We start from the raw sequence: 13,636 nt of genomic DNA on the forward strand, positions 1-13,636 counted from the left end.
AACATAAGCTGTCATTATATAAAACCAAAGTTTCAAAAGTTCTTGCAACGCAAAAGATTGCCGCAATTCTTTTAACTTTGCGATTTTTTTTGTTTGTTTAATAAAATAGTTAATATAAAGACTTGGAGCACGTAATAAACATGACGCCAAAACAGGATTATGTAAAAAAAATGGAATTGAAAAAGCTTCGGAGGGTTGAAGCAGGCATAGTTTCTGACCGCTATCCCGGAGTTTCCAATATCGTTATTCATATGACGTACTTCCACGAAGCTGAAAATCCGGTCCTTATGGAGCGTACAATAAATGTCTTTCCTACAAGCATCGCGGATTTTAAAATGGAATGCATGATCAGAGGATGTGACAGCGGTGGCTTTGATTTAACACCTGTTATTTCCAAGCTGATCAAACAACATAAAAAGATGGCAAAAGGGGATATGAATTGCAGGGGCAAAATAGGTGATTATTCATCACATCATGCTAATGTTTCATATGAAATCAGCATAAAGTATAACAATAAACACTCTATATAGAATTTAAATTATCAATCCCGTCCAAATCTTTTAAACCTTAGTGCTTTACTCTTTTTCTTTCGGGCTTCAATACGTTTTCGCTTTTCTTTTTCAGAAGGCTTTTCATAAGATCTCCGCCTTTTAAGCTCTTTGAATAGTCCTTCTTTCTGAAGACTGATTTTTAAATCTTTTATAGCTTTTTCTATATTTTTCCCATAGACTTTTATTTCCAAGATGGGTTATCTTCTCCCTCTTCTCTGTCCTGCTCCACCTTTACCTCTGCTGCCGCCACCAGGGCCGCCGCCAAAGCCGCCTCTGCCTCTGTCGTTACCGCCTCTGCCGCCGCCGCCAAAACCGCCTCTTCTTTCCCTCGGGGCCTGGGGACGCGCTTCGTTAACAACGATGGTCCGTTCCATAAAGGTTGTTCCGTTCAGGCTTGTAATAGCTTTGCCTGCATCTTCTTCCGAAACCATTTCAACAAAGCCGAAGCCTTTTGACTGGCCGGTCTGTGCGTCAGTGATGATTTTTACTGATTCAACTTCACCGACTGTTGAGAAGAGCTCGTGAAGAGCGTCCTCTGAAGCCTGAAACGGAATGCTTCCTACATACAATTTTTTTCCCATGTCTAAACTTCTCCTTAGTAAAAAAAAATTTAAAGCCTCACAGTCTTTAAAGCTGAGAGGCTTTATCAACTTTAAAAGTTGATAATACTATAGCATAAAAATTAAAAAAAACATATTAGCTGCAAGGACGGTTATTAAAATTAATATTGCATCCATTTCCTGAAAATAAATCACAACTTAATATGATGATATTCCTGCAGGGACTTTATATTGATCCGCTCTTTCAGCAGCATCTCAATTGCGTTTATAGTTGCGCGCGCGCCGGCAATCGTGGTTGTGTAAGGGACCTTATATTGAAGCGCGCTTTCTCTGAGAGTGAATGAATCCTTCTGTGCCTTTGTGCCGGTAACGGTGTTTATTATGAAATTTATCTCGTTGTTCTTTATGTAATCAACGATATCAGGGCGTCCTTCACCGACCTTGCTGACCCTCTCAACGCTTAGTCCGTGCTTCTTGAGATAGTCTGCTGTCCCCTTTGTGGCAATGATCGAAAAACCGAGAGAAGCGAGTTTGCCCGCCATGGGAGCAATATGCTGCTTGTCTTTATCTTTAACGCTGATGAAGACCTTACCGCTTACAGGCATTGTATTGCTTGCTGAAGCCTGCGCCTTTGCATAAGCCCTTCCGAAATCCTGGTCAATGCCCATGACCTCGCCGGTTGATTTCATTTCAGGTCCCAATAACGGATCGACTCCCTTAAATCTGTCAAAGGGGAAGACCGCCTCTTTAACCGTAAAGTGTGATATTTTCACCTCAGACGTAAAACCCATTTCAGCGAGTGATTTTCCCACCATGGCCTTTGCCGCCATTTTCGCAAGCGGGACGCCGATAGATTTACTTACGTAAGGGATTGTGCGTGAGGCTCTCGGGTTTACTTCAAGTATATAGATATCTTTGCCTTTCACGGCAAACTGTATATTCATAAGGCCGATAACTTTCAGCTCCATGGCAAGCGCCTTTGTGAAGGTTTTAATGTTCTCAGTAATATCCTGTGTGAGAGAATAGGGGGGCATTGAACACGCGGAGTCTCCAGAGTGGATGCCTGCCTCTTCTATGTGCTCCATGATGCCGCCGATAATTACACTGTTTCCGTCGGAGATGGCGTCAACGTCAATCTCTATCGCGTCTTCAAGGTATTTATCTATAAGGATCGGATGTTCAGGAGAAGCGGTGACAGCCCTCTTCATATAACCCTTGAGGCTCTCTTCGTCATAAACGATCTCCATGGCCCTCCCGCCAAGGACATAAGAAGGCCTGACCATGACCGGGTAACCTATGATATGCGCCACGTCAATGGCTTCATCAACACACATGGCGGTCCCGCTTTCAGGCTGGCGGAGATCGAGCTTGTGCAGTATTTGTTTGAATCTCTTTCTGTCTTCGGCCATGTCTATAGAATCCGGGGATGTGCCGAGGATTTTCACGCCTGCTTTTTCAAGCGGAACGGCAAGCTTCAGAGGCGTTTGTCCGCCGAACTGTACGATCACTCCTATGGGTTTTTCAATCTCAACAATATTGAGAACGTCCTCAAAAGTAAGCGGCTCGAAGTACAACCTGTCAGCAGTATCATAGTCAGTGCTGACTGTTTCGGGATTGCAGTTGACCATTATCGTTTCGTAGCCGAGTTCTCTTAAGGCAAAAACAGCGTGGACGCAGCAGTAGTCAAATTCAATCCCCTGCCCGATCCTGTTCGGACCCGAACCGAGGATAACAACCTTTTTCCTGTCCGTAGGATTGGCCTCGCACTCTACAGAGGGGTTAGGGGTTAGGGGTTGGGGGTTGGGGGTCTTTTCACTAACCCCTAATCCCTGATTCCCAATCCCTCTTATGAACGGTTTTTCATATGTCGAATAAAGGTACGGGGTGTATGCCTTGAATTCAGCGGCGCAGGTGTCAACCATTTTGTATACAGGAATTATCCCGTTTTCTATCCGGTATTTTCTCAAAGCAACTTCATCCATGCCAAGCATTTTTGCAAGCCTGCGGTCAGAGAAGCCGTATTCTTTTGCCTGCCGCAAAAGGGCGGGGAGTTTCTTTTCGCCTTCTGCGCTTTTGCTCTTTTGTACTTCCGCGCTGAAGTGTTCTTCAAACTCCACAATCTGTTTAACATTGAATAAAAACCAGGGGTCAATCTGCGTCAGTTCGAATATTTCTTCAATGCTCATTCCCTTGCGCAAGGCGTGAGTGATGTACCATATGCGGTCCCAACCGGGGACCTTTAATTTCTTTTTCGTTTCATCCATGTCCGCATTTAACGGCTCGAATCCATAACTGTCGATCTCAAGACTGCGGATCGCTTTATGAAGAGATTCTTTAAAGGTCCTTCCTATTGACATCGCCTCGCCGACAGACTTCATCTGTGTAGTAAGTGTAGCGTCAGCTTCGGGAAATTTCTCAAACGCGAAACGGGGGAATTTAACAACTACATAATCCAGCGTAGGCTCGAAAGACGCGGGTGTTTCCTTGGTAATGTCATTCGGTATCTCATCGAGCGTTAAGCCGATTGCGAGTTTTGCAGCAATTTTTGCGATAGGGAACCCTGTTGCCTTTGACGCAAGCGCCGAGCTTCTGGACACCCTCGGGTTCATTTCAATAACGATCATCCGGCCGTTGTCAGGATTGACTGCAAACTGGATGTTGGACCCCCCGGTGTCAACTCCTATCTCACGGATGATGGCTATCGAGGCGTCACGCATGATCTGGTATTCCTTGTCGGTCAGTGTCTGCGCAGGCGCGACAGTAATGGAATCGCCTGTGTGAACGCCCATCGGGTCAAAATTTTCTATCGAGCAGATGATCACGACATTGTCTTTGTTGTCGCGCATGACCTCAAGCTCGTATTCTTTCCAGCCGAGAACGGATTCTTCCACGAGCACCTGATGCACGGGACTGAGCTGCAAGGCTTTGTAGAGATTGTCCTTGAATTCATCCATGTTGTAGGCTATGCTTCCACCTGTGCCGCCCAGCGTAAATGAAGGCCTCAGTATCAACGGAAAACCGAGGTATTCGGTCGCCTTTATGCCGTCTTCAATGGAATTAACATGCCTGCTCTTCGGGGTTTCCAGACCGATCTTTGACATGGCCTCTTTGAATAATTCCCTGTCCTCGCCTTTTTTAATAGCAGGGATTTTCGCGCCGATCAACTCAACCTTGTATTTATCAAGTATGCCTTTTTCATAAAGCTCGACCGCAAGGTTCAGCGCGGTCTGTCCGCCCATTGTCGGAAGAATCGCGTCGGGACGCTCTTTCTCGATTATTTTCTCAAGGATATCAACTGTAAGCGGTTCGATGTAAGTTATATCTGCCGTTTCCGGGTCAGTCATAATCGTGGCAGGATTAGAGTTGACAAGCATTACTTTGTAACCTTCTTCGCGCAGGGCCTTGCAGGCCTGCGTTCCTGAATAATCAAACTCGCACGCCTGACCGATGATTATGGGGCCTGAACCTATGAGCAGGATACTTTTTATGTCTGTTCTTTTTGGCATAACTATTTTCCTATCAAGTTCCGGAATCTCTTAAATATGTAACCCGAATCATTCGGGCCGGGCCCGGCTTCGGGATGATGCTGCACGGAAAATATCGGCAGTTCAACATGCCGCATTCCTTCCTCGGTCCCGTCATAGAGATTTTTGTGAGTCAGTTCCACTTGTCCTCCGAGGCTTTTCACGTCTACGCAGTAGTTGTGGTTCTGGGAAGTGATCTCGACTTTCCTTGTTGACAGGTCCATCACCGGATGATTTCCTCCGTGATGGCCGAACTTAAGTTTGTACGTTGTCCCTCCGAGCGCAAGGCCCAATATCTGATGACCCAGGCAGATGCCGAGGATGGGTTTTTTGCCGATGAGTTTCTTTGCCGCATCAATAGCGTATGTAACAACTTGCGGATCTCCGGGGCCGTTGCTTAAAACAATTCCGTCAGGGTCCATGTTAAGCGCTTCTTCCGCAGGCGTTTGAGCGGGAATGATAGTGACATCAAACCCCGCGTTAAAAAGATGGCGGAGTATGTTCATCTTAATTCCAAAGTCGTAAACAACAACAGAAGGTGACGAGTTGCTTTTCCCTTCTGACTTCTGACTTCTGACTTCTGACTTCTGTAATTTCCACAGTCCGGTTGTCCACTTGTACGCCTGTTTTGTGGACACCTCTTTAACAAGGTCTAATGCTGAAATTCCCGGATGCTGTCGTACTTTCTCCAGAAGGCTTTGAGGGTTTAGGTCGGTTGTTGAGATTATCCCCATCTGCACGCCGTTGTCCCTGATGTGTTTTGTCAGCGCCCTTGTGTCGAGGCCCTGGATGCCGATTTTTTTATTTTCCTTCAGGTATTGATCAAGATTTTTTTCCGAACGCCAGTTGCTTGGGAAATCATAAAATTCCTTGGCAATAAAACCCTCAACGTTCGGCATACATGATTCGATGTCCTCTTCATTTATGCCGTAGTTTCCTATCTGCGAATATGTCATGGCAACTATCTGTCCTTTGTAGGACGGGTCGGTGAGTATCTCCTGGTAGCCGGTCATCGAGGTGTTGAAGACAACCTCGCCGATGGTCTCTCCCTCAGCGCCGAAATTCAATCCTTCAAAGACAGTTCCGTCAGCGAGCACCAGAAGGGCCTTTATCTGTTTAGACATAATTTCTCCATTTGTATGTAAGCTCCATGAAAATTTCCTGACTTAAAGAGGAAATTAAAAAAAGATAACTTTAAGGACACAAATTGCAAATATAACAGGTTTTTATTTTACACTGTTTTTTACTTTTTTGACAGCTTATGCGATGCATAAAAAATTATATCCAGTCGAAGATTCTCCCCATTGAAACAGTTTTTTCAACAGTGCCCTTTAATGTCCATCCGTTAAAAGGAGAGTTTTTTCCTTTTGACAGAAATTTTGATGAATCAACAACAAATGAATTTGATAGATTTATTACCGCGATGTCGGCATCAGAGTCCGCTGACAGGGCGCCTTTTGGAATTCCCATGATCTTTGAAGGGGCTGTTGTCATTTTCGCGATGAGATGCTTTAAGTCCAGAGTTCCTTCAGCGACGAGCTGAAGACCTAATGCAAGCGCAGTTTCAAGTCCCGAGATCCCAAAGGCCGCTGAATCAAATTCCCCGATCTTGTCATCGGCATGATGCGGGGCATGGTCTGTGGCGATTACATCAATAGTGCCGTCTCTTAAACCCTGCTTAATAGCTTCGACGTCCTTCTTTGTCCTGACCGGAGGGTTGACCTTCATGTTTGTGTCGTATCCCATCAGCGCCTCATCTGTCAGGCTGAAATAATGCGGGCATGTCTCCGCGGTCACATTTGTGCCCCGTGCCTTAGCGTCTCTGATCAAGTTTACGGAACCTTCCGACGACACATGCGCAATATGCAGGCGTCCCCCGGTAAGCTCGCAGAGGGCGATGTCCCGCGCCACCATTATCTCCTCGGCGGCCTTAGGGATACCTTTCAGGCCGAGTATTGTTGAAACAAAGCCTTCATTCATCACACCGCCTTCAGATAAATAAATATCTTCACAGTGCGAGATTATGGGTACATCAAATATCTTTGAGTATTCGAGGGCGCGTCTCATTATGAGGCTGTTTGTCACAGGCCTGCCGTCGTCTGAGAATGCCACGCAGCCTGAACGTTTCATTGCTTCAAGTTCGGCAAGCTCTTCGCTCTTTTGCGCCTTCGTTATTGCCCCTATCGGATAGACAGTGCATGAACCTTCTTTCAATGACTTTTCTATAATGAATTCCGTTACCGAGATTGTATCGTTTACAGGATTTGTGTTCGGCATACAGCAAACGGTTGTGAATCCGCCTCTTACAGCGGCCTTCGTCCCTGTCATGATCGTTTCCTTATATTCAAAACCGGGTTCACGCAGATGCGTGTGCATGTCAACAAGTCCGGGGATGACAATGCAGTCCGAGGCGTCAATGGTCCTGTCTGCTTTAGGCCCTTTGCCCTTTGGAAATAAACCCTTGATTTTGGTCCCCTCTATAAAAACTTCATGAGGGCCGTCTAAATTATTGGAAGGGTCGATTACGCGGCCGTTCTTTATTAAGATTTTCATTTTTTCACTCCTGCAAGAAGATATAAAACAGCCATTCTGACAGCGAGACCGTTGGTCACCTGTTCAAGAATCACCGACTGCGTCCCGTCAGCGACATCCGATTCAATTTCAACTCCCCTGTTCATGGGGCCGGGATGCATGACAATAGCATCGTCCTTTGCGAGTTTTAACCGCTCGGATGTGAGGCCGTAAAGATTAAAATACTCCTCAAGCGTCGGGAAGAAACCCTTGCTTTGACGTTCTAATTGAAGCCTGAGCGCCATGACAACGTCTGCCTTCTTCAAACCTTCTTCCAGATTATCAAAGACCTCAACCTCGAGGTTGTTGACTTCCGATGGAAGCAGGGTAGGAGGGCAGATCAGTCTGACCTTTGCGCCGAGTTTTGTAAAGGCATATATATTGGAGCGCGCGACCCTGCTGTGAGTTATGTCTCCAATGATCGCGATAGTGAGTCCTTTGATCTTTCTCTTGTAAGACAGCACCGTGAATAAATCAAGCAGGGCCTGAGTGGGATGTTCATTTGCGCCGTCGCCCGCGTTGATCACTGAAATATCAAGAAGCCTGCTCAGGAAATGCGGGACGCCTGCCGAGGCATGCCGGATCACTACAAAGTCAGCGCCTAATGCCTTGATCGTAAGTGCGGTGTCCTTTAGTGTTTCGCCTTTTACAACGCTGCTTGTCGTGATGGAAAAGTTTATAACGTCCGCGCTCAATCTCTTGGCTGCAAGTTCAAAGGAAATCCTGGTCCTTGTTGACGGCTCGAAAAAGAGATTGACAACGGTCCTGCCTCTCAACGGCGGGACTTTCTTTATGTCTCTTTTAAGAACGTCTTTGAAATTGGATGCCGTGTCGAGGATATGATAGATCTCTTCAGGTGTAAGTTCTTTTATGCCTAAAAGGTCTTTTGCTTTAAACATAGTTAGTATTTTAATTGTTATCTTATCAAGGGCGGGTTTAAAACCTGCCCTTACGATTCTTATTGTCCGCTCACCAAAACAACCTTGTCCTTCTTGCCTTTTTCTTCAAGGAATACTTCAACCCTATCATTAAACGATGTAGGGATATTTTTGCCGACATAATCAGCCCTGATCGGGAGCTCCCTGTGTCCCCTGTCGATCAATACCGCCAACTGGATCTGCGCGGGCCTTCCGAAATCAATAAGCGCATCCATCGCGGCCCTGATGCTCCTGCCGGTATATAAGACATCATCAACAAGGACGACAGTCTTATTATTAATAGTGCAGGGGATGTCGGTCTTTTTTACTATGGGCTGTTCTTCTTTGGTGTTGAGGTCGTCCCTGTAAAAGGTGATATCGAGCGCCCCTACATCTATGTGGGTGTCTTCAATCGTTTCGACTTCAGAGGCAAGCCTCCTGGCGAGGACCACGCCGCCTTTTTGTATCCCGACAAGGCAGATATTCTCAATACCCTTATTTTTTTCGACGATCTCATGTGCCATTCTTCTAATGGCGCGGATGATGTCGTCATTGTCCAATATCTTTTTAGTCATGAAACATACCTTCTGCTTCAAAGAGAGAAAAGGCATTGAAGCGGGCGTTGTGCTGGAGTTTGTTGTAAGCTGTGAGGTCCAATCTTTGTTTCCTTTCCAGTCTCTCGGTACCGGTTTAAAGGTTAATAAACTGAAGACATAATAATATAAGATCAAAACAGTTGTCAATGGCGGAAAAACTTTCCCGGTCGAGAAAATTTTTCTATGCAAATGACGTTCAAAAGTGCCCCAGTTTTAAATAAAATCAGTTAATTGGCAGGTCAGCTCTTCCTGGCATATCGATTGCTTTTCAAACCGGCATGGAAATGATGATGACAAATTTACCGGACGTAAACGCGGTCCAGCAGTTCAATACACCATCTGCCGCAGCTCCCCAGGGAGACAATCAATTAACAGATTCCAAATTTGCTTCCCTCGTGAATAAAGAAATCAAAAGTCATGAGGCAATCATCAGTAATCATGAAACAACTAACGCCCCTGCAGATTCAAGTAATAATGCTCAAACAAAAGAAGCATCAGATGCCAACCCTGACAAACCGGACAAGGCTCCATGTCAGTGCGTTCAATCCGGGGACAAATTGAATAATAAAGATGAATCAGTTGAGTCAGGGGAAGATCCCGTATTGAAAAATGGATCTGAGAATGGATTAAAAATAGGCGAAATACTTATGGACGTACTCAACATTGCGGCAACAGTTGCCATAAGTCCGGATGACTCACAGATCAATTTGGTGAATAAAACTGAAGATAGCAATGTGACAGGTGAACAGGCCCATCCTTTAGAAAGTATTACCGGGCCGGAGGTTTCCGCTGAAAGCGGTTTGAAGATGGGCGCTTTATTGTCTGATTTAATGAAAGCTGCAATTGCCGCGTCTGCAAAAGATCCCAATGGTGATCCAATCGCCCAGAGCAGCAGTGAAGCGGCAAATAAAGGTGAGGAAGGGGGCAGCGAAAATAAAAAGGCAACGGGCGATATCAAAAACGCGGGGGACCTTTTGGCGGCTTTGACACAAGGTGATAAAAAAGAGCCTGCTGATACAGATGTTAATAAGTTATTAAAACAGGCTGCGGAACACGCTGATAAATGTGATACTGAAATTAATTCTCAAAGACCCGCAAATTCGCAGGATGGTTCCGCGGACCTGAATTCTCAGGGCGGCAGGAAAGGTCCTGAGGATTTTCAAAACAAGACTCAGCTTGAGATCGTCAGGGGATTAAATAACGAAGGCGGTCCAAAACATAATGCTGACAATTCCGCGAAGACCTTGCTTGAAATCACCGGGGGATTAAATAATGCAGACGGTCCAAAACATAATGCTGACAACTCTGCCAAGACCATAAAAGTTGAATTGCCGGCTGACAGCGTTAATCTTTTAAATCAATCGAACGTGAAAATTGAGGCAGGCAAACCGGTTGAAGGGGCCATGCCCGCCAATGCAGCAAGGCAGGCGGAATTAAATCAAATACTGGACAAAGTGGTCTATGTTGTAAAAGGCAATAAGCTCGGCGTTACCCTTAAACATGACAACCTCGGAAAGCTCGATATAAATCTCAGCATGGAAAAGGGCGTGGTGAATGTCCAGATCAATACATCTGAAAGGGTAGTGAGGGATTATATCGAAAACAATATCCAGTATATTGTCGACTCCCTCGCAAAAGACGGCGTCAGCGTCGGGGGTTTTTCAGTGGCGCTGAAAGACAACAGGGACAATGAGCAGAATGTTTTTGTTATAAATAATAAACAGGGCCATGATGACGGAGAAGTCATAAAGAGGGAAGCAAAAATAAGCCCGGTCAGCGGACTTGTAAGTGTGTTCGCATAGAAAGGAGACAAAATGGAAGTATCAGGTGTAAACAGTATTCAAAGCGCAATCCAGACAGTTGGTGGAAAGACCCTCGGGAAACAGGAATTTTTAAACCTCCTGATAAAGCAGTTGGGCTATCAGGACCCTTTGAATCCCATGGACAGCACTCAATTTACATCCCAGCTGACCCAGTTCAGCTCACTTGAACAGCTCAGTAATATCAACACTACCCTGAACGACGTGCTTTCATTTCAGCATTCGATGCAGAACGCGTCGGTTGCGAATCTTATAGGAAGGACAGTGAAAGTGCCCGGAGACAGCACATATTTAGGCAGCACGGCGGACATCGGTTATGAGCTTTCAGGAGATGCCGCAACTGTGGAGATCTCGATATATGACGGATCAGGAAACCCCGTGGTTACGAAAAACCTGGGCGCCCAGACAAAAGGTGAAAATAGTTTTGTCTGGGACGGCAAAGACGCGCAGGGCAGTCAGATGACGGAAGGCAATTACACTTTTGAAATTAAGGCAAAGGACGCCTCAGGCAACGATGTTTCAACCGCGGCGAATTCAACCGGAAAAGTGACCGGCGTTATTTTCGAGGACGGCGTCACTTATCTTGCGTTAGACAGCGGCAGGAAAATCAACCTTAGCGAGATTGAATCAATACAATAAAAAAGCTAATAGCTGGCGGCCGATAGCTGTCAGCTTAATAAGGAGGAAATAAAAATGTTAACTTCTCTATTCACAGCAGTCAGCGGAATGAACGTAAACGGAACCGCGCTTTCGGTCATCGGTGACAACGTTGCCAACATGAACACCACAGGTTTTAAAACGAGCAAGGCATCGTTCGGCGATATACTCAGCCAGCAGCTTGGCACTTCACAGATAGGCAGAGGCGTGGAGGTAAGCGCCGTGACCCCCCAGTTCACGCAAGGCTCCTTTGAAAACTCGGCAAACGTCCTTGACCTTGCGGTTGACGGAGACGGTTTATTTATTGTGGGCGATGCAAGCGGGACGTTTTATACAAGGGCAGGGCAGTTCAACCTTGACAAGGATGGCTATATCGTCAATCCCAACGGGATGAAGCTGAAAGGTTATCTGTATTCCGCCTCAGGCACTGCATCGAGCGGTTTGGGTGATATTAATCTTTCAGCGCTGAACAGCGCACCGAACCATACAGAGGATGTAACAATATCCGCGAACCTTGATTCAAGATCGGTAATCCCCGGCGCATTTGATGTAACAGACCCCAATACCACTTCCAACTTTTCAAGCTCAATCACGGTATACGACTCTCTCGGGAACGGTCATGTCGTAGACGTATATTTCAGGAAGTCTGTTGAAGCGGCCACAGGCAATTCCTGGCAATGGTTTGCTGTTGTAAACGGCGCTGATTCCGCAAGCGGTACTACTGAGATACAGGCAAACGGCACGCTTGGCTTTGACACCAACGGCGCCCTCGATACGGAAAGCGCTATTACATATCCTACCGGGGGCTTTGATTTTAACGGCGGGGCAGCGGCAAACCAGACCATAGCCTTTGATTTTGGCGATTCTATAACAACGGACGGTGGCACTGGTGACGGAACTACTCAGTTCGGGTCGCTATCTTCAACGGTGTTTCAGAACCAGGATGGATATTCTTCCGGTTCACTGAGGAGCATAACCATAAGTCAGGACGGGGTCATGACAGGTATTTTCACCAACGGTCAGACAAGAGGAGTAGGACAGGTTGCGTTAGCCAAGTTCCTCGCGCCGACAGAGCTGACCAAGATGGGGAAAAACCTTTACGCAGAGTCTACTGATTCAGGCCAGCCGGTCATCAGCACACCCGGTTCATCAGGCACAGGACAGGTAATGTCAAACACACTTGAACTCAGCAACGTGGACCTTGCCGAGGAATTTGTTAAGATGATCATATCTCAAAGAGGATTTCAGGCGAACTCACGAATAGTATCAACGTCAGACGAGTTGATGCAGGAGCTTGTTAATCTGAAGAGGTAAGAAAAGCATAGGGCATAGGGCGCAGAGCAAAAGATAAAAACGGGATGCAGGGGCGATTTATAAAACGCCCCTGTTTTTTTTACACCATATTAATTATCTCACCGGCGATTTCATCCTGCGGGACGATCTTGTCCGCAAGACCTGCGGTTACAACTGCCTTCGGCATTCCGTAGACAACGCAGGTTTGCTCGCTCTCTGCGATGGTCTTGCCGCCGTTGTCTTTTATGGCCTTCATTCCCTTTTCGCCGTCATTTCCGAGTCCGGTGAGGATTACCCCAAGCACGTGGCCTGAGAAGCATTCCACAACCGACTGCATGAGCACGTCAACGGAAGGCCTGTATATAAGCTCTTTTTTGTTTCCTGATATGGCAATCACAGTCTCTGTGATTTTTTTGCGTGTAACGCCCATGTGCCCGCTGCCGGGCGCTATGTAAACTACTCCTTTTTTGATCTGTTCACCTTCTTCAGCTTCTTTGACCTCAATGGCGCTTAGCTGGTTCAGTCTCTCAGCAAAAGGGCCGGTAAAGCTCGCTGGCATATGCTGGGCTATGACAATAGGGACCGGAAAATCTTTCGGTAATTTGCTGATTATATTTTGCAGTGCCTTGGGGCCGCCGGTTGATGAGCCAATGGCTACAATGCTTATCCGCCGGTGAGAAGAATAGTCCGCCTTAGGCATCTGAAGCGGCTGCGCGGACACTTTGCGTTTTTTCAGGGAGACCACACCGCGCTTGGCGATATTCTTGATTTTATCTATAAGGATATCTTTAATTTTGACTATGTTGATCGAAAGATCAGACAGGTTTTTCGGTATGAAGTCCACTGCTCCGATGTCGAGCGCATCAAGTGTGACCTTTGCACCTTCCGTGGTCAGGGAACTTACCATCAGGACGGGGACGGGATTTTTCTCCATTATCAGTTTTAATGCTTCAATGCCGTTCATTCTCGGCATCTCAACATCCATTGTGACTATATCAGGCTTGAGCTGAATAACTTTTTCGACGGCATCAATGCCGTCACGCGCGATTCCCACCACCTTGATTTCCGGATCAGAGGAAATCATGTTGGAAAGGGTGTTCCGCATGAAGGCTGAATCGTCTACAATCAGGACCTTGACCATTTGCTT

At 46.3% G+C, this 13,636-nt stretch carries 12 protein-coding genes; 4 read left to right on the plus strand and 8 right to left on the minus strand.

The annotated features are described in order from the left end of the window. Positions 1 to 140 precede the first annotated feature (140 nt). Positions 141 to 530: a hypothetical protein gene (locus tag HZB61_09990; protein ID MBI5056930.1), complete on the plus strand. Its 390-nt coding sequence runs from the start codon at positions 141 to 143 to the stop codon at positions 528 to 530. 11 nt (positions 531 to 541) lie between these two features. Here the strand turns inward: HZB61_09990 and rpsU are convergent, their stop codons facing one another. The 7 genes from rpsU to pyrR all read right to left on the minus strand — a co-directional run bounded on the left by rpsU (position 542) and on the right by pyrR (position 8,698). Continuing rightward, complete coding sequence (gene rpsU / locus HZB61_09995; protein ID MBI5056931.1) at positions 542 to 742, minus strand: 30S ribosomal protein S21; 201 nt, start codon at positions 740 to 742, stop codon at positions 542 to 544. A 6-nt stretch (positions 743 to 748) separates the two neighbouring features. Further along, entirely contained in the window at positions 749 to 1,132 is a 384-nt protein-coding gene (locus HZB61_10000) for an RNA-binding protein (protein MBI5056932.1), read from the minus strand. A gap of 170 nt (positions 1,133 to 1,302) precedes the next feature. Then, positions 1,303 to 4,617 carry a carbamoyl-phosphate synthase large subunit gene (gene carB, locus HZB61_10005; protein ID MBI5056933.1) on the minus strand — a complete coding sequence of 1,105 codons (3,315 nt, stop codon included), beginning with the start codon at positions 4,615 to 4,617 and terminating at the stop codon, positions 1,303 to 1,305. Positions 4,618 to 4,619: 2 nt separating this feature from the next. Beyond that, complete coding sequence (carA, locus tag HZB61_10010; protein MBI5056934.1) at positions 4,620 to 5,747, minus strand: glutamine-hydrolyzing carbamoyl-phosphate synthase small subunit; 1,128 nt, start codon at positions 5,745 to 5,747, stop codon at positions 4,620 to 4,622. Between the two features lie 166 nt (positions 5,748 to 5,913). Beyond that, positions 5,914 to 7,188 (minus strand): dihydroorotase, encoded by a 1,275-nt coding sequence (locus tag HZB61_10015; GenBank protein ID MBI5056935.1) that lies wholly within the window; start codon positions 7,186 to 7,188, stop codon positions 5,914 to 5,916. After that, the gene (locus HZB61_10020) at positions 7,185 to 8,105 is read right to left on the minus strand and encodes an aspartate carbamoyltransferase catalytic subunit (protein MBI5056936.1); all 921 of its coding nucleotides are present in this window, start codon (positions 8,103 to 8,105) and stop codon (positions 7,185 to 7,187) included. The genes HZB61_10015 and HZB61_10020 overlap by 4 nt, the downstream gene beginning before the upstream one ends. Positions 8,106 to 8,164: 59 nt before the next feature. Further along, positions 8,165 to 8,698 (minus strand): bifunctional pyr operon transcriptional regulator/uracil phosphoribosyltransferase PyrR, encoded by a 534-nt coding sequence (gene pyrR / locus HZB61_10025; GenBank protein ID MBI5056937.1) that lies wholly within the window; start codon positions 8,696 to 8,698, stop codon positions 8,165 to 8,167. Between the two features lie 311 nt (positions 8,699 to 9,009). Between pyrR and HZB61_10030 the strand changes: the two genes are divergently transcribed. The 3 genes from HZB61_10030 to HZB61_10040 are packed head-to-tail and all read left to right on the plus strand — an operon-like array spanning position 9,010 to position 12,510. Beyond that, on the plus strand, positions 9,010 to 10,521 hold the full coding sequence (locus tag HZB61_10030; GenBank protein MBI5056938.1) for a flagellar hook-length control protein FliK: 1,512 nt from the start codon (positions 9,010 to 9,012) through the stop codon (positions 10,519 to 10,521). A gap of 12 nt (positions 10,522 to 10,533) precedes the next feature. Continuing rightward, complete coding sequence (locus HZB61_10035) at positions 10,534 to 11,178, plus strand: hypothetical protein (protein ID MBI5056939.1); 645 nt, start codon at positions 10,534 to 10,536, stop codon at positions 11,176 to 11,178. Between the two features lie 54 nt (positions 11,179 to 11,232). Next, the gene (locus HZB61_10040; protein MBI5056940.1) at positions 11,233 to 12,510 is read left to right on the plus strand and encodes a flagellar hook protein FlgE; all 1,278 of its coding nucleotides are present in this window, start codon (positions 11,233 to 11,235) and stop codon (positions 12,508 to 12,510) included. A gap of 79 nt (positions 12,511 to 12,589) precedes the next feature. Here HZB61_10040 and HZB61_10045 read toward each other — a convergent pair whose 3' ends face one another. Continuing rightward, positions 12,590 to 13,630, minus strand: coding sequence for a chemotaxis response regulator protein-glutamate methylesterase (locus HZB61_10045; GenBank protein ID MBI5056941.1), 1,041 nt, complete (start codon positions 13,628 to 13,630; stop codon positions 12,590 to 12,592). Positions 13,631 to 13,636 lie beyond the last annotated feature (6 nt).

The organism is Nitrospirota bacterium, assembly GCA_016214845.1.
In the GTDB taxonomy this organism is placed as follows: domain Bacteria; phylum Nitrospirota; class Thermodesulfovibrionia; order UBA6902; family UBA6902; genus SURF-23.